This is a genomic window from Microcoleus sp. T3_B1 (genome assembly GCF_036700445.1).
GTDB lineage: Bacteria > Cyanobacteriota > Cyanobacteriia > Cyanobacteriales > Microcoleaceae > Microcoleus.
Map to the genome: position 1 here is coordinate 31,986 of NZ_JAUBOX010000049.1, position 23,777 is coordinate 55,762.

At 44.5% G+C, this 23,777-nt stretch carries 15 protein-coding genes and 1 pseudogene; 7 read left to right on the top strand and 9 right to left on the bottom strand.

Annotated elements, in window-relative coordinates; translation table 11 throughout:
- Positions 1-78 precede the first annotated feature (78 nt).
- On the top strand, positions 79-1,101 hold the full coding sequence (locus QT990_RS23030) for a tetratricopeptide repeat protein (RefSeq protein WP_333142171.1): 1,023 nt from the start codon (positions 79-81) through the stop codon (positions 1,099-1,101).
- Between the two features lie 420 nt (positions 1,102-1,521).
- Here QT990_RS23030 and QT990_RS23035 read toward each other — a convergent pair whose 3' ends face one another.
- The 6 genes and pseudogenes from QT990_RS23035 to QT990_RS23060 all read right to left on the bottom strand — a co-directional run bounded on the left by QT990_RS23035 (position 1,522) and on the right by QT990_RS23060 (position 9,364).
- Positions 1,522-2,268, bottom strand: coding sequence for a hypothetical protein (locus tag QT990_RS23035; protein WP_333465793.1), 747 nt, complete (start codon positions 2,266-2,268; stop codon positions 1,522-1,524).
- Between the two features lie 401 nt (positions 2,269-2,669).
- Positions 2,670-3,695: an IS701 family transposase gene (locus QT990_RS23040; RefSeq protein ID WP_333142225.1), complete on the bottom strand. Its 1,026-nt coding sequence runs from the start codon at positions 3,693-3,695 to the stop codon at positions 2,670-2,672.
- 407 nt (positions 3,696-4,102) lie between these two features.
- Positions 4,103-6,157: a helix-turn-helix domain-containing protein gene (locus QT990_RS23045; protein WP_333142173.1), complete on the bottom strand. Its 2,055-nt coding sequence runs from the start codon at positions 6,155-6,157 to the stop codon at positions 4,103-4,105.
- A 51-nt stretch (positions 6,158-6,208) separates the two neighbouring features.
- A complete protein-coding gene (locus tag QT990_RS23050; RefSeq protein WP_333142174.1) occupies positions 6,209-6,355 on the bottom strand; it encodes a hypothetical protein in 147 nt (48 codons plus the stop codon).
- A 90-nt stretch (positions 6,356-6,445) separates the two neighbouring features.
- Positions 6,446-7,261, bottom strand: a complete 816-nt coding sequence (locus QT990_RS23055; RefSeq protein ID WP_333142175.1) for a hypothetical protein — start codon at positions 7,259-7,261, stop codon at positions 6,446-6,448.
- Positions 7,262-7,703: 442 nt separating this feature from the next.
- Positions 7,704-9,364: pseudogene (locus QT990_RS23060) on the bottom strand (IS1182 family transposase).
- A 415-nt stretch (positions 9,365-9,779) separates the two neighbouring features.
- On the opposite strand from QT990_RS23060, the gene QT990_RS23065 reads away from it, so the two are divergent.
- From QT990_RS23065 to QT990_RS23075, 3 genes are all read left to right on the top strand, one after another.
- Positions 9,780-11,189 (top strand): hypothetical protein, encoded by a 1,410-nt coding sequence (locus tag QT990_RS23065; RefSeq protein ID WP_333142176.1) that lies wholly within the window; start codon positions 9,780-9,782, stop codon positions 11,187-11,189.
- 502 nt (positions 11,190-11,691) lie between these two features.
- Positions 11,692-13,299 carry a lysine--tRNA ligase gene (lysS, locus tag QT990_RS23070; protein WP_333142226.1) on the top strand — a complete coding sequence of 536 codons (1,608 nt, stop codon included), beginning with the start codon at positions 11,692-11,694 and terminating at the stop codon, positions 13,297-13,299.
- Positions 13,300-13,394: 95 nt separating this feature from the next.
- Entirely contained in the window at positions 13,395-14,429 is a 1,035-nt protein-coding gene (locus QT990_RS23075) for a low specificity L-threonine aldolase (RefSeq protein WP_333465794.1), read from the top strand.
- Between the two features lie 258 nt (positions 14,430-14,687).
- Here QT990_RS23075 and QT990_RS23080 read toward each other — a convergent pair whose 3' ends face one another.
- A complete protein-coding gene (locus QT990_RS23080; protein ID WP_333142178.1) occupies positions 14,688-15,404 on the bottom strand; it encodes a pyridoxine 5'-phosphate synthase in 717 nt (238 codons plus the stop codon).
- A 191-nt stretch (positions 15,405-15,595) separates the two neighbouring features.
- Positions 15,596-16,381, bottom strand: a complete 786-nt coding sequence (locus tag QT990_RS23085; protein WP_333465795.1) for a nucleotidyltransferase domain-containing protein — start codon at positions 16,379-16,381, stop codon at positions 15,596-15,598.
- A 273-nt stretch (positions 16,382-16,654) separates the two neighbouring features.
- On the opposite strand from QT990_RS23085, the gene QT990_RS23090 reads away from it, so the two are divergent.
- The 3 genes from QT990_RS23090 to QT990_RS23100 all read left to right on the top strand — a co-directional run bounded on the left by QT990_RS23090 (position 16,655) and on the right by QT990_RS23100 (position 20,354).
- Positions 16,655-17,515, top strand: a complete 861-nt coding sequence (locus tag QT990_RS23090) for a Tab2/Atab2 family RNA-binding protein (protein WP_333465796.1) — start codon at positions 16,655-16,657, stop codon at positions 17,513-17,515.
- A 381-nt stretch (positions 17,516-17,896) separates the two neighbouring features.
- The gene (locus QT990_RS23095; protein ID WP_333465797.1) at positions 17,897-19,192 is read left to right on the top strand and encodes a TldD/PmbA family protein; all 1,296 of its coding nucleotides are present in this window, start codon (positions 17,897-17,899) and stop codon (positions 19,190-19,192) included.
- A 97-nt stretch (positions 19,193-19,289) separates the two neighbouring features.
- A complete protein-coding gene (locus QT990_RS23100) occupies positions 19,290-20,354 on the top strand; it encodes a GDSL-type esterase/lipase family protein (RefSeq protein WP_333306492.1) in 1,065 nt (354 codons plus the stop codon).
- A gap of 165 nt (positions 20,355-20,519) precedes the next feature.
- Here QT990_RS23100 and QT990_RS23105 read toward each other — a convergent pair.
- Positions 20,520-23,777 (bottom strand): calcium-binding protein (locus QT990_RS23105; RefSeq protein WP_333465798.1); only part of this gene is annotated, 3,258 nt, incomplete at its 5' end.

Below are 23,777 nucleotides of genomic sequence, written 5' to 3' on the forward strand. Positions count from 1 at the left end.
CAGATTTTTAGTGGAATTACAGTTTTACTCCAGGTATGATTTCATGTAGAATCATCCCTAAGATAGATACAAAATATTATGAACTTAATTCAAAACTTGGAAGCGGCTTGGTATTACCATCTAGGTTCGCGCCACCTCGAAGCTAACGACGATCATGGTGCCCTGGCGAACTTTAACAGAGCTTTGAAGTTGCAATCAGATCATTATAAGGCTTGGTTCGGCCGAGGTATGGCTCTGGGGAAATTAGAACGGCACTTAGAGGCGCTGAAGAGTTTTGATGAGGCCTTGGCGGTGGAGCCGAATGCGAGCTTTGGCTGGCACAACCGGGCTATTGCTTTAGGAAAGTTGGGCCGCTGGTTGGACGCTCTCAACAGTTTTGACCGGGCTCTGGAGTTCAGTCCGTGCGCGGCGAGTATTTGGCACAACCGGGGACTGACGCTGATCGATATGGGCCTTTACCAGAAGGCGGTTCTGAGTTTCGATCGCTGTTTAAATTTGCACCCGGAGGCTGCTTGGGCATGGTACAACCGAGGTAATGCCCTGTTGGAACTCAAGCTTTACTATCAGGCGCTCAACAGTTTTGAGCGGGCGATCGAGTTTAAGCCTGATGACGCGAAGGCTTGGTACAATCGCGGTATAGCTGCGAACTCTATGGGACTTTACAAACAAGCAGTGGCTAGTTTTAGCCGATCGATCGCTCTACAACCGGGCAGAGCCGATGCTGTGGGCGAACGGAGAGTTGCTTTGGAGAAATTAGTAGGTTTAAATCAGAGAAATGCCAAGTTCACTCCTACATCTGAGCGTCCCTTTGAAGATTATTTAATTTGGTACAACCGGGGTGTGGAATTGGCGCGAAAAGGCTGCTACTCTGAGGCGATTGCTTGCTACGAAACAGTCTTAGAAATAACTCCTGATTTTGCTAACGCTTTTTACAATAAAGCTTGCTGTTATGCGCTACTGGGATTTGCTGATTTGGCCCTTGACAATTTGCAGCGGGCTGTTGAGTTTATCCCTAATTTATACCGAGAGCTAGCTTTAGCTGACTCGGATTTAAGCTGCATTTGGAAACAAGAACGTTTTGAAGCGCTGATCCAAGGTTGATGTTATATCAATTCCGGTTGCACCGTCCGTGATAGTTGACTGTTGACTGTTGACTGTTGGCTGTGGACAGTTGACAGTTGACAGTTGACAGTTGACAGTTGACAGTTGAAAATCTAAAATCGATTGACTGTTGACAGTTGACAAGCGAAATATTTTACAGCTAATTTCCACATCCCAGATTCATCTGTGGAGTCAATTCTCAAATCTAAAATCTACAATCTCAAATCTAAAATCGACTGGCTGTTGACTGTTGACTGGGGGTGGAAAAACTCAATGGTTGAGTGTTAACTGTTGACTCGATTTTATTATTCCGATGCAACCGCAAACGATATTACGCAAAAAACAGCTCGCCCAATTGGGGAGCTGTTTTTTTGGGCGACGCAAATTCGATCGCCCTCAAGAGTATTTGTGGAATCTTTGCTATTGCACAGAAACTCGGATTGAGGACTTGACCGGCCTCTTGGCAACTACGATTACCCGGTAAGTGCCGGATTCCGGTAGTTGAGCAAAAGTTTGACCTTCGCCTTGATCCAGGAGTTGTCCCATCGGAGATTCGATCGCCAGATCTAGATTTTTGTTGCTAGCTGTCACCCTAATTGTCTGTCCCTGCTGGCCTTGAACCGTGATGGGCTGGATTTGGTAGCCGGACATTTTGAGTTTGATTGTGGCTTGTTTTTCCTTGAATGCTATGGGAATTGCGCGATCGGGCCTATAAGTCCACTTGGCGTTAAAGTCGCGTCCAAGTACAAAGCTGGTGGTTTCACCTTTCGGGGTAACTCGCACGCGATAGATGCCGGACTCTGGCAACTGGCCCATCCACTGATTGTCTGCTTTTTCAATAACCCCCATATTTTCACCATTGGGACTGTACAGTTCGGCTGTCAGTTGTCCCGCCCACAGGGAGAGAGTGAGTTCTCGCCCTTTGACGCCTTCAAAAATATAGGTGGTGGGTTGGTTGATGGTTTCTCGGATTTCCGAGGTTGACATTCGCTCGATCGGTTCGAGGTTGGGAACTGATTCAGAGGTAACGGGTTTGTTAAGGGTTTCTGTAATTTCCGAGGCAGCCATCAGCTCGCTCGGTGCTATTTTGGGGGCTACTGGGCTGGCAAATACTGATTTTGCCGTCATCATGAGTAGCATTCCAGTCAGTAAAATTAGTTTTTTCATGTCGCACTTCCGAGGGGGGTAAGGAATTGTATATGGTTACTTGTGTTTGCCTGTTTTCACCGGATTAAATCTGGCGATCGCACAGAGGCTACAGGAGGATATAGGATACAGATAAATATCCCGTACTTAAAACCTGCTGGTAGCAAATTGGCAGTGCGGGAGCTAAGTAGTAGCCTCAGTTTGTCGGGACATTTTAATGATACTACCTACGCATAATATCATCAGAGAATATTAGTAATTTTGTCGAGGAAAACAGGATCTTTTTTAGCCCACCTTCGGCACCCGCTCAGTATCACACTACGAATTTTGGGATGAGTGAGAATTGGGACGGGTGATCGCAAAACTGATTTCTGTGTCAGTTATAGGACTTACGCATTGACAAAAGACCTTATCTATGTATTCTAGACTCTAACATCATTGCTAAGGTTCGCCAAAATATGCTCACGGACAACTAAAGTGAATAGATTCCTTTGGACTTCATACCAATTGCTAATTATCTTTTGAGATCGCATCAACTCCAATTTAATAAATGCGTGAAGTGAGCAAAATATGTGAGTCTTGATCGCCTGAGTATCTCTGACCCTGAACCGACAAATTCCACAGACTTGTTTGATAGCTCTATGAAAGGTTTCAATGCCCCAATGAACATCGTGAATTGTGATAAATTCACTTCGGGTTGTCTCTTTGACCTTTTCTGGCTCTGGCAGGTATAAAATATAATGTCTAGAGTCTTCTTTTTTAAAATCTTTCCTAAACAATTTTATAAACCCAAATTCTTTCAGATGAGTCACTAATCCTTCATCGGGAATCTCTAAAGTCCTTACCTGGCAATACTTCCGCGGCTCATTTGAGACAGTTCTGTTTTTTTCAATTCCGAATAGAAAACCCAGTTTCTGGTTTCTTAGAAATTTTAAGTTTTCTACTCCTGAATACCAACTATCTCCTGTCACTATTCTTGGTTTTACTCCCCAGCTTATTATTTCACTTACCATCTCTCTAAAATAATCGTTTTTTGTTTTCCCCTCCTTTTTGTCATATATTCTGTAATTAATTGGTACTGAATTCCCATTAATATCGCTGTAATATAGAGTAATTAAATTTAAGCCAATAATTGTTTGATGGGCTTTTCCTGACCAAAAATAACTGATTAACTCGGCATTTTTCGGGTCGCTGTAAATTTTTTCTATAACTGTATCGTCTACACTTAGTATTCCTCCTGCCAAGTTAATAATTTTCTCGATGATCTTGAATAAATCTTTCGGTTCATATCTCTCTCTCAACAAAAATCGATTGACGCTATCATGTGAAACGTCTCCTAATATCTCTGCTAACCTATTGCACCCCCCAAACTTTGGCTCTGAGAGTAAAAATAAGGTGTAAATGTCTAGATTGCATTGCGCTGTCGAGGTTTTAGTTATTTTTCTGATTGTCTGATACCCGTTAGTAGACGTTCCCTCTTTATCAATTCACTATTTGGTTATTTTGTCAATGCGTAAGTCCTAAGTTATATAAAAAGTAACTTAATTTATTCGCAAAATTCCTAATGGGACTGCGACAAAAGCCTAGGTAAAAATGGCTTCAAACCTAGATGGACAAAGACTTTTAGCTCGAAAAGGCGTAAATCTAGTATTCACGCATAGTTTCAGGCGTTTTTAGGTCATCGACCTGTTTTCCTTGTAGAGAGGTTCTCAGCTCTTTTAGGGGCTAGAAAATGTATAAGTTCCACTAAAAAACCGATTGTGACAGTAGAGGGTGCAGAAAGAGGGCAAAAAAGTAGTCATCTTTCCTTTAACTCACAGGTTTAGTCAGTTTATGGTTCACAAACTAGATCGTTTTATGTGACAATAGATTCTGGGCTATCTTCAATTTTCCACGCTCCGCCCCAAAAAGGGGTATCATCAGGATTATACAAGTAAAAGCCATCCACAAATTTATCTTGTTTAAAAAATACCCACCCAGAATCGAGGGGAAAATATTCGTTAACGAATCGAGAAATTATAAGAGAATTGAGTTGCCCTGAATAAAGCGTATATATATCGCCATCCTCATCCACTATTTTCCAAATCCACCAATGATTTTTTTCCCCTTGGTACACATAGTTGCTGGGTAAATTAAATCGCACGCCTAAGCCTCCAATAGCATCTCCAATCCTATAATTATAGGAAATTGATTGACAGGGGATTGTTCCTTTTTTTGGCAAAAAATAACGATGAGCAAGAATAGATGATTCTCTTCTCAAAATAGCACTGCAAACCCAACTATCTTCAACACACATAAATCCCTCTTCTTCTTTAGCATCGAAATCACCCAAGGGGTAGTTACAGCAAATATAACCAAAAGGATCGCAGCAAAAGTTAAAAAAATTTGCATCCGTTTGAGATAGTTCGTGTAAGTTTAAAAAATCCCTACAATTTGTGCGACCCAATGCATCTATTAATAAAGATTGTAAAAGCTTATCTTTTGATTCTTGACTATCTAGGGTCAAAATTTTATAAACAGCATCAAGAATGAATACAATATATCTTTCTATACGAGAACTTAAAATTGAATCAAAAATCAAACTCTTTTCTATTGGATTAGTAAGAGGATTCTGAAAAATACTTATTAAAGATTCAAAGAGCTGTTCACATAAAACTTCGGTTTCCAAACCAATAGCATAGGGAGCTTGAATCATTTTTTTTGTGTTTAAAAACAGGATAGTTGTCCACGTAAAAATTTTAACTAATGTACTATTCGTTTCGTGGAGTAAAGGGTTAATTTTGTGATATAGATACTCAATTTGTTCCCTTTGCTTGACTTCTGACTCTCCTGTTAAAGGATCTGTCTTATGACAAAAATTAAATTCATGAATTGAAGCACATATTGCATTAGCTATTAATAAAAGTTTTTCTTCGTTAACAAGATCCAGATAGGTATCGCTTTTAGTTAAAATTTCCAGCAAGTTCATCTTATGTTCGCAATGATGTGATTTAATAGCCAGCGTCCAAAGTTTAAGACAATGATCAAAAATGTTAGTAACTCTCTTGGAAATCAAAAAATTGAGATAGCGTTCAAAAGGCATTAAAAACATACCATCTTTTTTCTGGAATTCACCCCAATGATAAGCAAATATTAATTGACAAACGCTAAGATTTTGTTCTGCCTTTTGTCTCATTATTGGGAAAGCTTCTGTCATCTTTTCAGATGAGCTATTTCTTTGACCTATATTTGATAAAGCTTTAAGCCAGAAAAAGAAATTATAGTCATCAGGTTGGATATTTTGAAGCTGGCTTTCAATTTTTATAGCAATTTCTTTACCTTTTGGTAAAAGTAAGCCATCTGCCGAAAGCAAAGATGCAGATAAAACTTCAGCAGCCAGCAGCCTCGTATGAAATCTTAAAGTTTTTGTCCCCCGTTCTGGCAGTAAAATATTTTGCATTTCTTCTATTAATTTATCTGCCACCCATGTAGAGCATAACAATTTCAGAATTTCGGCTAAATGTTGTCGCAATTTCCCCCAAGGGTTTTCTTTAAAGATTTCTAGTAAAGCGTAGAACTGGCTTGAACTAATACTGCCTACTTTTTCTTGGTAAATGGTAATTTTTTCCTGGATTTCATTAGGTAAAAGGTTAACCAAGAGTGGTTCTTTAATAGGTTTAGTAGCTAAATATCTAAGTTGTTCAGGAAAAAAACTATCCATAGGAATTTGCAGCTTTTGGGAAATCAAGAATAAATCTACAGCGTCTTCTAGGCGTTTATTTCCACTTTCAATTCTAGTAACGGCTGTTCGATCTCGTCTAATAAGTTGAGCAATTTCACTTTGTGAAAGCTTCATTGATTCACGACGGGACTTGAGTTTTTGAGCTATAGCTAAGTAGATTTCTTCGGGAAATCGGGGAATTGAAGTCATCGCTATGATTTTTTTCGAGTAATTTCGTTAATTATAACAATACTTAAAGCTTTATTTTATTTCTTGAGCGCTTGGCTTAACAGCTCCAGAGACATCGTTGCGGTGGCGCTTCGCTTCCACAACCGCGATCGCCTGTAGCCCCACAAACAGAGCGTAGTCCGCCCGGCCGTCCGCCGTCGGCCATTCTGCGGTCGCCAAATTCTTACCCTTACGCTCCCGGTCATAGGATTCTGTGATGGTTTTGCCATTGCGCGCGATCGTTGATTTGGCTATCCTATTTAGATGCCCTTACCCTGGATCTCTAACCTGCACTACTTCAGCTATTTGCACTTGACATTTATTAAAATATGCAATAATAATGTCTTCGAGTTCTAGTTCAATAATTTCTATGAACTTGTCACTTTCATCCTTAGCATTAATTTTATCTTGGGAAGTGACCGTATACCCTGCTATTCGCAGTCTATTATTCTCTAATATTCCATCCACTTCAACATAGCCACTTGCCCTCCAATTTCCATTTGAATTCGGCTTATTCCAAATTATTAGATAGGGAGAAATGGTAATTTTTGATGTCTGAGGATGTAAAATTTTGTCAGATATAAGATTTTGAAAGTCTTCTATCGTTAGCACAATATCAGTTGTATTTTTAAAAAAACATACCCAGTTATTAGGCAGGGGATTGAGTGACTTGCTAAGCAGACGCAGGGTATCGATAAGAACAGAGGTTTCACCCCCTTGACTTTTAATCACAGTCCCGGATACTTCAATAAAATCATCAACATCAAGCAAATTGAGGTGAGAGTATCCCAAATTACCAGCCGACACATCCGTGGACTTCAGAACCTCCTGACGCAAAAAAATCGGAATCTGTCCAGTCTGATCTTGGATGTACCCCAAAGTTAAGGCGTCGTCCACATGCCACAAAACTAAGCGTCCGGCAATAGTAACAGTTTGTCCTTCTTGTTTTTTATCGTCATCGATAATTGCCTTTACACAGTCAGTTTGTTCGCTATACGAAGGGTAGGGGTTGATTCCCATTTCGTGCAGCACACTAAGCTTATTCAATCGTTCATTACTAAAATTTCCACCTGAAGTATTAGACATTATTTAACCCTTCCTCATTAGCAAAAAGCTGGCGTCTAGTAACGGGCGTGGATAGCAGCGTCTAATAAATCGACTCAAACAGTTCCGTTAGGTAACTACTCAGTATAAAAAGTGTACCGACACTTACCCGGCGATATTGACCGTAGCTGCCATTGTACTACGGTTGTGGGGCAAGCTGATACGCCCTAATATCTGTCCCCTGTTTCCCTGGAAATATACCAAACATAACGCCTTGGTTAAATAGGACTTACGCATAAACTCTATCTGTAGGGGTGCATTGCACACCTTACCGCTACTAATAGTGTTTTTAAGCTGTTTTTCCCTAAGTCCTGTTAAAGTAGACCTCGACGTTTTTGGAAGCAAACCACAGCGCTTGGTTGTAAGAGACTGTTGGCGAATTAAAAAAGGGTGAAACCAAACATCCCACGATCGTGGAAAAAAACTATGATGAGGCAGAGGGAAAAAGAGCAGAAAAACGAGAGATACGGGTCAAGCCAATCGGAATGTTACGCCAAAATGCCCACATTCTTGACAGATTCATCGCCGCAGCAGTCACAATATGTTGTAGACGAGTTTTGGCAAGACCCATGTAACGAGCGTTACGCAAACCAAAAACACGAATTCCTTGAGACAGGGAACTTTCAACACCAGCCCGTAGGGCATAACGCTGTTTAAACTCCTGGGTATGTTGTCTAGCCCTAGCTTTGGCTAGAGCTTCGTAAAGAGGTTGAGGTTTGAGAGTCAGAACACGAGCCTGTGCCGGCGAATGAGTACATTGAGAGCGAACAGGACAACCAGCACAATCGGGGCGACGAAAGCGCACTTGAATGGTCGGATTGCCATAGTGATCCGAGCGTTGATGCCAGGATTTGCTGATGTGGCCTTGCGGACAAGTAGCATGGCGATGCTCCCAATCAACGGTAAAACAAGAAAGCTCAAAGCCCAGCTTAGCTTTTTCTTGCCAACTAGAGTCAGGCGGTACAGGGCCAAGAAGCTCAATACCTAATTGTGTCTCACTCGTGAGCAAGTGTTGAGCATCAACATAAGCAGTATCGACAATATGTTCTTGTGGTAACAGGTGTTTACCCTGCAAAGCTTGATGAATCACCTGAGTCATTTCGACATCTCCAGTGGTGGCGGGTGTCGTTTCAACATGAGTAATTAAATGAGGCAAATCTCGATCGCAAGTTTCTGTAAGATGTACCGTATAACCTGTCCAATTAGTATCTCTTTTTGTCCGATTGCGAGCTTCGGTATCATAGGGGGAAGTAATTAACTGCTTGTGGGGCGGTAAATTATCAGCTTCTCGCCAATAAACTTTGCCTCCCGACCACCCATATTGCTGTATCCAGACACAGCGTAAAATTTCTACCGCTTAGAGACAAAGCGCAACCATTCAGGACTCAAGGGGTCATACAAAGCTGACAATAAGTGATGACCATCACAGCCAATAGTCAATACCAAGCTTTGTTTTTCAGTTTCAGATTTCGGCAAGCGATACTGCTCAAATCTCGTGCTATAACGCTCAGACCAATCCCTATCAACTACTGTTAATAACCATTCATCCGCAACAGTGGCTAGTTGATTTAAGGCATGACGTAAAGTTTCTCCAACGCATTCGATGCGGTTCATTTTACGGATGGCTCCGATGACATGGGTGGAGTCAGTTCTGGCTTTACCCCTGGCTTTGAGCCATCCCCTATCTTGAAAATGTGCTAGCATTTTATCAAGTAATTGACTTTCACGTCCCGCAGCAATTAACCGACTTCTCCATTCACTTAAAACTGAATAATTAAAACCGCTATCAGTAATTTCTAGTCCCAGAGCATACTTCCAGTCAATTCGACTTCTGACCGCTTCTGCTGCTTGTCGGTCAGTCAATCCCTCGGCAAATTGCATGACACTGATTAATGCTAATTGTCCAGGTGATAACGCACTTTGACCGCAGTCGGCTCGAAACAAGGTAACAAAGTCAATATCTTGGTACAAGACTCCGAGTTCGTCGCGCATTTTCATATATGGATTTCCTTTGGGAAAGGATGTTCGTGCCACAGTTGCTGTCATTTCTGGAATTGACGAGCAGTCGCGGGGGTGAAGAGTCATAATAAATTATTTAATATGCTGCGTGATTACACAATCATTCTGCCTATTCAGGACGGCGATGTCTGAGGGGTGAAACCCCTCAGACATTCGCCAACAGTCTCTTGTAATCAGCGATCCACCTGGCTATCCGTCCAGCCTCAATTTGTAAACAATTATTACAATTACTTGACAGAAATTTTTCCAAGCATTTTTACCCTAGTTCCAAATTAACACTTATTAAACAACAGAAGCCCACCGACCTATCTTGGGAGTGCGGATAAAGCACGAGTCTCCTTACAAGGAAACTTAGGGTGTGCTATTTTTGCACATCTTTTAATTAAACATAAAAAACCTAGTGAAATAATTGCACATCCTAGCTAATTTTTAGAATTTATTAAGATGGTTACTGTAAAACGTTTGCGTTTCTTCTAAAGTTATGAAACACCACTCCACCCAAAAAGATTTCACTCACAAGCTTCTCTTCCCAATAGAAGTAGAAACAACAATTCATAACTTATCAATATCTCGTCGTCAGGCTCTTAGCTACCAAGTGGAAGCTGTCAGATTGGTAAATAACTTGCAGATTTTGCAAGTTCAAGGATTTTTGTCGCCTCGGACAGAAACATTAACGCTCGAAAAAATATCGCAAGTATTAGAGCAAGCCGCTCACTATCTTTCTCTGGATAATACAGGCATTTATGATGCTTTGGCTTGCACTGAAAATGCCAAAGCTCTCAGAAGCAACAATTGGGAGCTATTGAAACAAGTGTACTTGCAGTATTTTGAATATATCTGGCAACCAGTAATCATTGCCCCTATTCCAGCCATGCATAACCATTCTATGCTTTGGTCTGGATTTGTTGCTGTAGTTAGCGAAGATTCAATGGAATCGGGTTTAAAGATCAACCATCATAGCCAACTATTTCGACTCAACTTAATCCTTTACCCAAAATGTCCAGTTCGTACTGTGAAGACTCGGTTTGCAGGCGCTCACGTAATAAAAGCTACTAATATTCATCACTCTCCTTACTTTATCCCTGAGTATTTTCCAGAGCAGACAGATGTGCAAGGGCTAAGTGTTGGCTATCTTTTAAATACCTACACAGCTCAATCAGTCAGCCATACTTTGTGCGCTTTAGAGCCATTCTGGGTACCCGATCAACTCGATGAAATTCGCCATCTATTTGAGAGCCAAGATGCTAATCAAGTCCAAGCGGCATTGATCAGTTTGCATAATATGACTCACTTTCTTGGCAGTCAGCCCATGACTCATCCAAATAAAAAAAATCAATTTTTTATGCAAGGAGCAGATGAAGAGTTCCGTGCTGATAGTGGCAGTAATTTAGGGTTGGATGCTCTAGGCAATGAGCTATTTGATCGCCCACTGATTCAGGCAGTTATCTTGATGGATATTCTGGATCGTGCCTTCAAATATATACTTGCAGCACCCAGAGCTACTTGGGAGAAACTTCTTGTCTCACACCACGACGTTACAGCAGGTCAAATGAGGCTCAATGCTCTCCGTTATCATGGAGCTCTCAAGCAAGAGCATACGAAAAAAGGGAGACTTTACTACCTTGACTATGAGAAATGTCTCGAATCAGATCGAAACATCATAAATGAATTAGAAGAACTCGATCGGCTGGGATTGACAGATGGGGCAGCTTATCAAAGCAATCGAGAAAAAATCCTTAGTAAATACTTACGAACTAATGAAGAACAAGGTTGGTTGCTTGATTATTTTTATGACCAAGTGTATGAGGCAAATCCGTGGTTATCAGCCCAGTTAGTTTTCGACTATCCAGTTGAATTTCAACTCTTAATGGAGCCAGAAAATGCAGCATAGAGCCGCATGGCAGAAGTAAGTCATATCACATCCGAGTATCGACATGGTATAGTTCAGATTAGATTACAGGCCACCAGTGATGGCACGCGCTCGCACGAATCAATTCACTTTTCTGACTTCCACCCGCTCCGTAGTGGTTGGATGTCTCCTGTAATTTGCTGGTGCTTTAGTAGTCGCTCGACAAAATATTTACTCACATCAAATCTGGTAGCTAGTTTTCTAATTGATTTGTTGCCATGTTGGTAAGCTTCGACCACTTTTTCTAGAAACTTGATCGGATAAGGTTTGATTATGGCTACAGCAGGATTTCCGGATGAGTGGCGATGGACGCTAGCAGTTATCGGGGCTTTTGTGTTAAGGAGGCCGATCAAACAGTATCGCACACAGCCCTGGCAGTTGGGTTGGCAGCCCCAAAGTTATATATTCTTTTCTTTGCCACCTTTGGAACAGATACGTCTGTGAAACGCTACAATGTTAAATATTCTAAGAGAAATTGCAAATTATGTTCTGGGCTGACAAAATAGCTGCGGATGCACAAGGCTACCAAGTAGTCAATGATTCCAAAACACCTTCGGGAAGAGTTCACGTAGGCTCTTTGCGGGGTGTGGTCATTCACGATGTTATTTACCGAGCTTTGAAATACGCAGGTAAGTCCGTTAAATTCTTATACGGTGTCGATGATTACGATGCTCTAGATACGGTTCCTAAATACCTAGATCAGGATAAGTTTTCACCCTATCTTGGGTTCCCGTTGTGCAACGTACCTTCTCCAGAAGATACAGCCAGCGATTACGCCAAGTATTTTATGGCTGAATTTTTGGAAGTCTTTGAATATCTGGGAATAAGACCGGATGTTTACTACCTGCGCGATTTGTATCGATCGGGGCAACTGAACCCTTATATCGATATTTTTCTCAAAAATGCTCACCTTGTAAGAGAAGCTTATAAAGAGGTGAGTAAGGCAAATCGTCCCGATAACTGGTATCCGTTTCAAATTATTTGCGAAAAGTGTGGTAAGATCGCAACAACTGAAGTCACAAACTACAACAGCTCCGAAGTTTTTTACACTTGTAAGCCAGATGCCACGAACTGGGTGCAGGGTTGCGGACATTCAGCTTGGATTTCTCCGTTTGATGGGAATGGTAAGCTGCCTTGGAAGGTTGAGTGGGTTGCCAAGTGGGATCTGTTAGGTGTAACTCTTGAGATGGCAGGTAAGGATCACTCCCAAAAAGGAGGATCGCGAGAGGTGGCAAACGCTATCTGCCATAAGGTTTTAGGGAAAAAGCCTCCCTTCCACTCTCCCTATGAATTTATCCTGGTTAATGGTACTAAGATGAGTTCATCAAAGGGAGTTGGTTCAAGTGCGAAAGAAATTGCCGAGTTATTTCCTCCTGAACTTTTACGCTTTTTGATGCTGCGTACTCAGCCAAAAACAGTTATCAACTTTGCTCCTAACTACGAAACAATCACCCGCCTTTTTCGAGACTATGATAGTTTGATAGAAAAATACCAAACTCTATCGGCGACTCTTTCAGAAAAGAACCAACTGACGAAAGATTTAATGTCTCTTTTTTACTCGCAGTTGAATGAGGAAATTAAAGCTTACCATCCCTTTGAATTAAGCACTATAATTTCGCTCCTTCAACTCCCACATCTTGACATAAAGAATGAGATAGCCAAACGAAGTTCTGAATCTATGAATGACTTTGACTGGCAAGTCGCAAATCAAAAGATCGCTGTGGCTGAAAAGTGGCTACAAGACTATGCAGATGAGGAAGAAAAGTTGGTTCTTTACTTTGACAGAGTTCCTGAAAAAGCTCTTGAGCTAGATCAAGAGCAGGTGTTTTATCTTGAAAAGTTGAGGGAAACTTTGGAGAATATAGTCACTTGGGATAGTGAAGAGTTACAGACTACTTTGTTCTCTACAGCAAAAGAGTTAAATATCGCGCAGCCTATTGCTTTCAAGGCTATCTATCTATCTTTTATGGGGAAAGAACGCGGTCCCAAGGCTGGTGCTTTGTTGTCCTACCTCGATAAATCTTTGGTCGTTACGAGGCTCCGCGATGTAATTAAAGTAAATCTCTCAAAGAGCGATAGAATTTATCTGTAAGTGTAAGCCTAGCATAAGGCGCTATAGGTTTAGCAGGTACAGTGTTAAGGAGGTTTCCTTCACACTATGTCATACCGATGGGAGATGATACAGGAATGAACTTTTGTAGCGATAATGTAACCGATATTGCACCGGAAATTATGGCAGCGTTGGTTGCTGCCTCTAAAGGTGCGGTCGCGCCCTATGGTCAGGATGAATACACTTCCCGATTGGAAGTCAAGTTCTCAGAATTATTCGAGACCGCAGTTACGATTTTTCCAGTAGTAACCGATGTTGCTGCCAATGCTCTGGCTCTATCTGTGATGAGTCTCCCGTTTGGTGCGATTTACTGCCACAGTGAATCAAATATCAATCTCAAAGCCTGTGGTGCAACCGAATTCTACACAGGCGGTGCCAAGTTGCTGACACTGCAAGGAGAAGACGGCAAGATTCAAGCATCTGACTTGGCAACAGTGCTTGGTCAGGCTGGTTTTGGTATCGCTCGTAAGGTGCAACCAACTGCCGTGAGCCTGACTCAGGCTACTGAAGTTGGAACGGTTTATAGCCCTGATGAAATTCACAAAATTGCTGAAGTTGCTCAGACCCATAGTCTTAGCCTGCACATGGACGGTACTCGCTTCGCTAATGCGGTGGTCAGCCTAAACTGTTCTCCAGCAGACATTACCTGGCGAGCTGGGGTTGATGTGCTGTCACTTGGTGCAACTAACAATGGTGCTATTGCTGCTGAAGCCGTAGTATTTTTCAATCGAGCCTTGGCGGAGACTTTCAGCTACCGTTGCAAGCGTGGTGGACATCTCATCTCTAAGATGTGGTTTTTGTCGGTGCAGCTCGAAGCTTACATTACGGATAATTTGTGGCTGAGAAACGCCACATATGCTAACCAGATGGCTACCAAGCTAGCAGCGGGACTCGCCTCACTACCGGGAATAAGACAAGTCCATGCGGTTGAGGCGAACGAAGTCTTCATCCAACTTCCTGAAACTGTCATCCAAGGGTTAATTGCTGATGGCTTCCAATTCTACCGTTGTGGTGTTGATGATTCAAACACTATCCAGTTGGTAACTGCTTTCAACACTCTAGAAAGAGATATCAATACTTTGCTAGAGTCGGCTCGACGCTACGCTACATAGATGTGTTTGTCGGATTGATTTTCCGGCAGCACGGATTCGGCTTTCAGCCACTGAAAGCAGAAGTACAACTAAATCCACAAATATTAATATCAGAACAGCAACTATTTGGTGACCCACGCTGTTTCTGGTTGCTCTAAGAGTGGGAGACTCGATAATTACTCCGTATATCCTTTCGACCTCATACTCGGATAACGAGCGTAGAATATCCGAGGATGAGGTCGAAGTCAAAATCCTTGTCGTGCCTTCCTTCTTCCTTTTTTAAGCGAGAATCTTTAGGTAAGCTTGTACTGTTTTGGACAAGCCCGTGTCTAGAGCTTCCGCAATTAAAGCATGACCAATCGATACTTCTAGTATATCAGGAATCGAGCAAAATTTAGCTAAGTTTTGCAAATTTAAATCATGTCCGGCATTCACCCCTAAACCTGCTGATTGAGCGGCTTGAGCTGCTAAGACATATTGTTGAAAAACAGATTCTACTCTCCCTTCGCGAAAAGCAGTTGCGTAGGGTTCCGTATACAGTTCTACTCTGTCTGCTCCCACTTCTTTTGCTAGGGGCATGAGAGCAGCATCTGCGTCCATAAACAAGCTGACTCTGATGCCGTTGTCTTTTAATTTTTGAATTATTGGTAAGAGCCGATCGCGATTTTCGGGAATATTCCAACCGCTATCCGATGTTAGCACGTCGGGAGCATCCGGCACCAAGGTACACTGAGCCGGTTTTACGTCGCAAACTATATCCATAAATGGCGGCTGAAACGGATTTCCTTCGATGTTGAACTCAACGGTTAGCATTTTAGCTAATTCGTAAACATCGGCAGCTTTGATATGCCTTTCGTCGGGGCGGGGATGGACTGTAACGCCATGAGCTCCGGCAGCAATTACTGTTTTTGCGGCTTCGGTAACACTGGGGATGCCGATGTTTCGAGAGTTTCTGAGGAGGGCAATTCTGTTGATGTTGACGCTGAGTTTTGTCATGGGATGTTAATCTTTAAAGTTGAGCTCACATCTTGCATCTTTCTCAAGAACGGGCAAGATGCCCGTTCCACAAAGAGTAGATTTTCCTGTGGAACAGGCCGGAAAGCCTGTTCAAAAAAGGAGTATTGACAATGGTGCAAGATATAAGTTGATAATACTATATTAATCGCTTTCGGGACGAAACTTTGAGCCTAGGGCGGTAGTGTTAGGGCATTGTCAGAGGAAAAATTAGCTTGTGCAAGCGGTAAACTTTCGGCAAAAAAAGCCTCAGATATTTGCTGTTTTACTGCCAAATCTTCAAGGTTGGCAATGCAGAAAAGCGGTGCGACGCGATCGACTATTGGGCGCGGAAAATCTCGGCTAAAATATTTTAGTTCAAAGTCGTACCTGTGGGGACGGTAAATCATGCCCAACAGTTCGACTAAGGGTAGAAGCGTCCAATTGTGATAGTTGCCGATCGCATCTACTAAATGTCCGCGATAAATCTCTTTTTTTACCAGAGGTTGCAGCAAATCAAAACGGATTTTAATTTCGTTGAATCTCGACTGCATTGTAGATAAATGTTTGCTTCGCTCCAAAGGATGCGGTACAATTAGATTAACTTTGTCAAAGGCGATCGGCACTTTCCCGTGTCTCTCTATTTCCAGAAAATCGTTGCGGCTGCTGCGCCGAAAAACAGCGAAATCAATTAGCAAGAAGGGCGGGGTTTCTTTCAGCCGCCAGAAGCACTGCGATTGACCGTGCCAAGCGGGTTCTGGAACTCGATATTTGAGTTCGATTTCGGCAATTTCTGCGAGGGCTTTTTCAACAATATCAAATGTTTCTTCCACGCAGTTATCTTCAACCACAACCGCAATATCGAGGTCTGACCACTCGTCGGTGTATCCGTGGGCTGCTGAACCTCCTTGCCACAAAGCGAGAACAAAATCTAAAGGTTGTAAGGTAGAAACAATCTTTTCGAGAATGATTTGTCTCATGGAATCAAGCTATACTGTTTGTTTTCCCTGGCTTGCACAAGTTTAACAAACGATCGCGTGTTGAGATTGCTCCGCGACAGTTCTCCGAAGAGTTGCTAATGCTTCCGGTTGTGCACTGCTGCAAAAAATTACACGGGAAGCTGCAAGGGAAAGTGGGAATCTTTGGGAAAGTGCGATCGCCCTTGAAAGTGAAAATCAGCCTTATATGGTCAGAATCAGAAACTTGCCCGCTGTCCGGTAACATGAGAAAGGATTAATTTTTAACAGCGCGGCATGGCTACTATTTGGGAACTCGACTTTTACAGCCGTCCAATCATAGACGAGCGAGAGAAAAAAAAATGGGAAGTGTTGATCTGCGAAAGCCCGCTGAATGTAGGCGACAAGGCCGAATCTCTGTTTCGCTACTCGCAATTCTGCTCCAGTTCTACCGTAAATTCCCTGTGGCTGGCGGGTGCAATTAAAGAGGCGATCGCCGCAGCACCGAAACGACCTGAAAAAATCCGCTTTTTCCGCCGCCAAATGGCGAACATGATTACCAAAGCCTGCGATGACTTGGACATTCCCGCCGCCTGCAGCCGCCGCACCCTCGCCCTCAGCCTGTGGCTGGAAGAACGGATGCAAGACGTTTATCCCGCCGAACCGGGCTATCAACCGGTTGTGAACCCGAGTGTTCAATTTATACCCGAAACGCCTGTTGCGCTGCCGGATGCTTTAATCGGCGAAAAATGGGCGTTTGTGAGTTTGCCGATCGCAGCTTTTGACGAAATGTCCGAGTGGGATATCGGATTTGGCGAAGCTTTCGGACTGCCGATGACACGCCTCGCCCCAGAAACGCAAATTCCGGGACTAATTATCTACTCGTCGAGAGCAACAGCTTTGGCAGGTTGGATGTCGGGCTTGGAGTTGGCTTTCCTGAAATTTGAGAGCGGCCCACCCGCTAGGCTGGTGTTAGATACGGGAGCTAACGATCGCTGGATTTTAGCTAATCTCAGAGACGCAGCAACTGAGAGAGAAGCGAAAGGATTTGAAGCCGCGAAAAACCAAGCAAAAAAAGTACATTTCTTAGCAATTCAGTCGAATCCCGAATCGGAATCTTTTGCAGGATTTTGGCTGCTGCACGAACTAACTATTTAGTCATTAGTTATTAGTTATTAGTCATCAGTCAGTTGTTAGTAGTCAGTTGTTAGTGGTTAGTTGTTAGTAGTCAGTTGTTAGTAGTCAGTTGTTAGTTGTTAGTAGGAGTTAATAATCTACCGTTATTTAGTCTAGCGTTAACAGCTAGATTGACTAATAACGAATAACTCATATAGCGGTTCTCAAATAATTGAGGTATGCTTTTCAGTCCAAGACCCGCGAGGCCTATGCTCTACGAACATCTCATGTTACTGAGAAAGGCTATAACTAATAACTACTGACTAATGCCAACTGCCAACTGCCAACTGCCAACTGACAACTGCCAACTGACAACTGCCAACTGCCAACTGCCAACTGACTAATTACCAACCACCGAGAACAATGACCAATCACCAATCAGCAGAACAACTGTTAGAACTAGCCACCAAAGCAGGTGCAGAAGCTGCTGAGGTATTGGAATCGCAATCGCTCTCACGGCCGGTATTTTTTGAAGCAAACCGCCTCAAACAGCTAGAAACCGCCCAAGCAGAAGGCATTGCACTGCGGCTGTGGCGGGATGGGCGGCCGGGTTTGGCGGTGGCCTACGGGCCTGTGGAACTGCAAATTTTGGTGGATAGGGCGATCGCGCTTTCGCAACTTAACGAACCGGAAACCATCGAACTTGGCACAGGTGAGAAAGTTGTTTATCCCGATCGCGGAGTGTCGGTGCCGGCCGAACAGCTAGTAAACTGGGGCAAAGAGGCGATCGCGATCGTCCGCGAAGCCTATCCAGAAAGCCTCTGCACCGCCGAACTCGACTGCGAAATCGAAAGCACCCGCTTGGTGAACACCAAAGGCTTGGATTCCAGTCACACCGACACCACCCTCAGCGGTTACTTATCAGCAGAATTAGTGCGGGGCGAAGATTTCCTCAACATTTGGGAAGGCGAAACCGAACGCGGCACCCTGGACTTAAACACCAGCGCCAAGCGGGTTTTGCAGCGTTTAGAATGGGCGAAAGACAATGTAGCCCCCGCCACGGGCCGCGTGCCGGTGCTGTTTACAGCCAAAGCAGCCGACTTGCTGTGGGGGACTGTCTGTGCGGCGTTGAACGGCAAACAGGTACTCGAAGGCGCTTCGCCTTGGAGCGATCGATTAGGCCAACAAGTGACATCGCCGCTTGTCACCCTCTCGCAGCAGCCGGATATCGGGCCCTATAGCTGTCCTTTTGATGACGAAGGTACTCCCACGCGGGCGATCGTCTTTATCAACAGCGGAGTGTTGCAGCTATTTTATACCGATCGTACCACCGGTCGAGCCTTGGGCAGCGGCACCACCGGCAACGGATTTCGCCCAGGTTTGGGCAGCTATCCCACGCCGAGTTTGTTCAATGTTTTGATTAAACCAGGTTCGCTTTCGCTAATAGATTTAATCGCTAAATTAGACGACGGGATTGTAGTCGATCAAATGCTTGGCGGCAGTGCCGGAATTTCCGGCGATTTTTCAATTAATGTCGATCTCGGCTACCGAGTCAAAAAAGGTCAAATAGTCGGCAGAATCAAAGACACAATGGTAGCTGGCAACGTCTACAACGTCCTCAAACAATTAGTAGAATTGGGAGGAGACTCCGAGTGGAACGGTTCTTGCGAAACACCGTCTCTAATTGTAGAGGGATTGTCCGTCATCGGCAAGAATTAAAGTCAGTTGGCAGTTGGCCGTTGTCAGTTGTCAGTTGGCAGTTGTTAGTTGTCAGTTGTCAGTTGTTAGTTGTCAGTTGTCAGTTGTCAGTTGTTAGTTGTCAGTTGTTAGTTGTCATCAATCATCAGTCAACAGTCAACAGTCAACAGTTAACAGTCAACAGTCAACAGTCAACAATTCTCCATTCCCACTTCCCATACATAATATGCGTATTTGTTTTATCGGCGATTCTTTTGTAAACGGTACTTGCGATCCCAAATGTCTCGGTTGGACAGGACGGATTTGCGCGGCCGCTTGCGGACAAGGACACGATATTACCTACTACAATTTAGGAATAAGGGGAGAAACCAGTGCCGATATAGAAACTCGTTGGTTCAACGAAGTTTCTCGCCGCTTACCTCACTATGGCGACGGCAGAATAGTATTTTCCTTTGGCGTCAACGACACTTACCGAGAAAACGAAAAAAATCGCATAGAAGTTGAAAAATCAATTGAAAATGCTCGCTGTATTCTCACGTCAGCCAAAGAAATATTTCCAGTATTAATGGTAGGGCCACCGCCAGTTATCGATGCCGATCGCACAAGGCGGATTGCCAACTTATCCGAACAGTTTTCTCAAGTTTGCAACGAGTTAAATGTGCCTTATCTAGATGTTTGCACCCCGCTGCAAAACTCGGAAATTTGGCATAAAGAACTTACCGAAAATGACGTTTCCCATCCCCGCGCAGCCGGTTACGCTGAATTGGCTAAAATAGTTCACAATTGGGACGGTTGGAAAGCTTGGTTTAAAAATATCAATATATCAGATAAAGAGACAGTAACGCTGTTCCGAGCCGTCGGCAAAAAAGAAATGGAACTGATTAAAGAAAGCGATTTTCTGGCATTTCCGCCGCGACTGTCTTTTCAGCCTATTTTTTATCCCGTACTCCACAAAGCATATGCTATACAAATTGCACGAGATTGGAATACAAGAGATGCAGCATCGGGATATTTCGGCTATGTAACCCGGTTTCGAGTTTTGGCTGAATTCTTAAAAAAATATCCCGTCCAAACTGTCGGCAGTTCGATTCATCAAGAATATTGGATTCCGGCAGAAGAATTGGCTCAATTCAATCAAAACATTGTGGGAAAAATTGAAATTTTTGCGGAATATCAACCGTAGAATAGGAGGAAATCATCCTTGAATTCAATCGGTTTGAAGTGATAAATTTTGACTGGTACGGCACTCTGAATAGAGTGGGAAAGGGTAAAAAAACGCAGATCAACGCAAAATGGTAAAATTCATCTGCGTTAATCTACGTGTATCTGCGGTTAAAAAAAGCCGCTTCTAAATGAAAGTGAAATAAGGTTGATCCAGATTCAAATCCATCACCCCTTGCACCGTGGCAATTAAATCATCGGATTCACCGGGTTTCTTGAGGAAAATGCTAGTCGCATTCCCCGAAACCGACAGCGAATAATTGCCCTTAATTCCCGAAAGGACGATCGCATCCTCAGCAGAATTAAAGTCACTAATCACAGCATTACCATCACCAGAGTAGTAGATTTTATCACTATCTCCCAGCAAGAAACGGTCTTTACCTTCCCCGCCAGTCAAAGTATCAAACTCCCCAATTCCAGGATTAGTAGCACTCGGATCGATACCTGCTAAAGTATCATCTCCTTCGCCACCGCTGACAACATCATTACCGCTGCCGCCCAGCAAGAAATCCTTATCTAACTGACCGAAAATGCTGTCATCTCCCGCATCACCGCCGAGAGAATCATCGCCCTTCCCGCCAAAAATTATATCGTTACCGTCTCCTCCCAAAGCAACATCCAAGCCTTTATTTGCGTACAGCGAATCATTACCGCCGCCACCTAAGATGCCGTCGGAAGCTTTACCGCCGTAAACAATATCATTGCCATTTCCAGCATCGATCAAGTCGGTGCCAGCATTGCCCAATAGCGAATCTTCGCCGTCATTGCCCTGGATATTATCAGCACCATCTAAGCCGGAAATCGTATCGTTTCCAGCTAAACCATCCAGTGCGTCAGCCTGCGGAGTTCCGAAGAACAAATCGCTAAGCGGCCCGCCACTGAAAGTAGAATCAACGGTAGTATTCGGACTCGGAATCCCAATTGCCGGTGTTAAAATTTGGGGGCCGTCAGGTGTGGGAGTTGGTGTGGGTGTGGGTGTGGTTGTGAGTGGGGGTTTGAATACAGGTACGGTGGCAAAGCGAGAGAGAATTGTATTGCCGGAGACACCTGCAACATTTTCGATGAATCCAGTACCCGGAATATTGCTAGTAGCATCAAAGAAATTGAGAAGTTCGAGGTCGTTAGCGAGGTTGATTTGACCGTCTTTATTCACGTCTACTACTAAGCTAGTACCGCTGCGACCGATTCCTACTGAACCGTTCGTCAGAGATGTAACTAAGGTAGTATCCGGGAGAACGAGGTTGTCAGTGCCGGCAGCGCCTTGAATTTTGCTACCAGCGGCTGTTGCGGGGTCGAGGATAAAGGTATCGTTGCCACCGCCACCGGTGAGGATGTCGGCACCGCCGTTACCGATGAGGCTTTCATCGCTGCTGCTGCCAGTGATAGTATCAGGCAAAGCTGTACCGATGATAACTTCGATACCGGTGAGAGTATCAGTACCTTCGGCTGTGGAACTTCCCGCCGCGAGATTGATATTTACAGGACTCAGCAGAGTAGCATAAGACACCGTATCGATACCGGCACCGCCGACGATGCTGTCATTGCCCAAACCGCCAACTAGAGAATCATCTCCATCGCCGCCGTCGAGAGTATCATTGTCCTCGTTTCCGAACAAAAAGTCATTGTCGGCACCGCCCAACAAACTGTCATTCCCTTCAGCCCCGTACAGAGAATCTTTGCCATCTCCTCCATTGATAATGTCAGTACCTTCACCGCCCCACAGGCTGTCGTCACCGGCAGCGCCTACCAGAGTATCGTTACCTTCGCCGCCGTCGAGGGTGTCGTCGCCATCCCCGCCGTCGAGATAGTCATTCCCAATCCCCGTACCGAGAATTACGTCACCGCCCGCCTCACTAATCGTAATGAGTTCGTCGCCGTTGAGCACATCATTGCCAGCGTTGCCGAACAGCGAATCATTGCCTTGATTGCCCTCAATCTCATCGTTGCCCGCCAATCCGTCGATGCTGTCATCGCCGCCACCACCTGGAAGGAAATCCGGGTCGGGCGTCGCCTTCAACGGGAAACTCTTGAGAATGGCGTCCCCTGAGAGATTGCCAACTTGTTCGATAAAACCATCTCCTTGTTCCAGATTTGGTTCAGCGAAGAAGTCAAGAATCAACAAGTCGTCAGTTGCGTTAAAAATCCCGTCTTTGTTGAGGTCAATTAGCAAGTCGGTATCGAATTCGCCGCCCCGCGTCACGCCTGCCGTACCGGCGGCCAAGCCGATCGCCAGCGTGAGACCATTGAGAGTTAGACTATCGGTGCCGCTGTCGTCAGCAATGACATTGCCCCCTGCGGAAGTACCATTTAACACGTAGAAGTCATCGCCGGTGCCGCCTTCTAGACTATCGGCACCGCCACCACCTTCTAGGGTATCGTTACCGTCATCTCCGTAGAGTTCGTCATTGCCAACGCCGCCGTTGAGGCTGTCGTTATCTTCGCCACCGCTTAGTTCGTCATTGCCGTCACCGCCTTCTAGGGTATCGTTGCCGTCACCCCCATCTGCAATATCGTTGCCGACACCGCCAGAAATAGAGTCATTGCCTTCGTCCCCTGTAAGGGAGTCATCGCCGGCATCTCCTGTGAGGGTGTCGGCACCGCGGCCGCCTACAACTTCGTCATTGCCGTCGCCGCCGGAGAGCAAATTATTGCCCAATTCATCTTCTAGGATGTCATTTCCCGCGCCGCCAATTAGGCTGTCGTTACCTTCGTTGCCATTTAAGTAGTCATCGCCGGCATCTCCTGTGAGGGTGTCGGCACCGTTGCCGCCCAAAACTTCGTCATCGCCGTCGCCGCCGGAGAGCAAGTTATTGCCCAATTCATCTTCTAGGAAGTCATTTCCCGCGCCGCCAAAGAGGCTGTCGTCACCTTCCTCGCCATTTAAGTAGTCATCGCCGGCATCGCCAGAGAGGGAGTCATTTCCTTCCCCACCGAAGATGTCATCGTCGCCTCCGAGGCCGTCGATGGTGTCGTTTTGGGCGCTACCTTGGAGGGCATCATCGCCGGGAGTTCCCAATATTATCCCCGGAGTCGGACTTGTCGGAGTCGGAGTTGTCGGACTTGTCGGAGTTGTTGGAGTTGGAGTTGGAGTTGTCGGACTTGTCGGAGTTGTTGGAGTTGGAGTTGTCGGAGTTGTCGGAGTTGTTGGAGTTGTCGGAGTTGTCGGAGTTGTTGGAGTTGGACTTGTCGGAGTTGTTGGAGTTGGACTTGTCGGAGTTGTTGGACTTGTCGGAGTTGTTGGAGTTGGACTTGTCGGAGTTGTTGGAGTTGTCGGAGTTGTCGGAGTTGTTGGAGTTGTTGGAGTTGTCGGAGTTGTCGGAGTTGTCGGAGTTGTTGGAGTTGTCGGAGTTGTCGGAGTTGTTGGAGTTGGACTTGTCGGAGTTGT

Coding starts and splice junctions, on each gene's coding strand:
- QT990_RS23030 (WP_333142171.1), top strand. CDS start 79: ATGAACTTAATTCAAAACTTGGAAGCGGCTTGGTATTACCATCTAGGT.
- QT990_RS23035 (WP_333465793.1), bottom strand. CDS start 2,268: ATGAAAAAACTAATTTTACTGACTGGAATGCTACTCATGATGACGGCA.
- QT990_RS23045 (WP_333142173.1), bottom strand. CDS start 6,157: ATGACTTCAATTCCCCGATTTCCCGAAGAAATCTACTTAGCTATAGCT.
- QT990_RS23055 (WP_333142175.1), bottom strand. CDS start 7,261: ATGTCTAATACTTCAGGTGGAAATTTTAGTAATGAACGATTGAATAAG.
- QT990_RS23065 (WP_333142176.1), top strand. CDS start 9,780: ATGAAACACCACTCCACCCAAAAAGATTTCACTCACAAGCTTCTCTTC.
- lysS (WP_333142226.1), top strand. CDS start 11,692: ATGTTCTGGGCTGACAAAATAGCTGCGGATGCACAAGGCTACCAAGTA.
- QT990_RS23075 (WP_333465794.1), top strand. CDS start 13,395: ATGAACTTTTGTAGCGATAATGTAACCGATATTGCACCGGAAATTATG.
- QT990_RS23080 (WP_333142178.1), bottom strand. CDS start 15,404: ATGACAAAACTCAGCGTCAACATCAACAGAATTGCCCTCCTCAGAAAC.
- QT990_RS23085 (WP_333465795.1), bottom strand. CDS start 16,381: ATGAGACAAATCATTCTCGAAAAGATTGTTTCTACCTTACAACCTTTA.
- QT990_RS23090 (WP_333465796.1), top strand. CDS start 16,655: ATGGCTACTATTTGGGAACTCGACTTTTACAGCCGTCCAATCATAGAC.
- QT990_RS23095 (WP_333465797.1), top strand. CDS start 17,897: ATGACCAATCACCAATCAGCAGAACAACTGTTAGAACTAGCCACCAAA.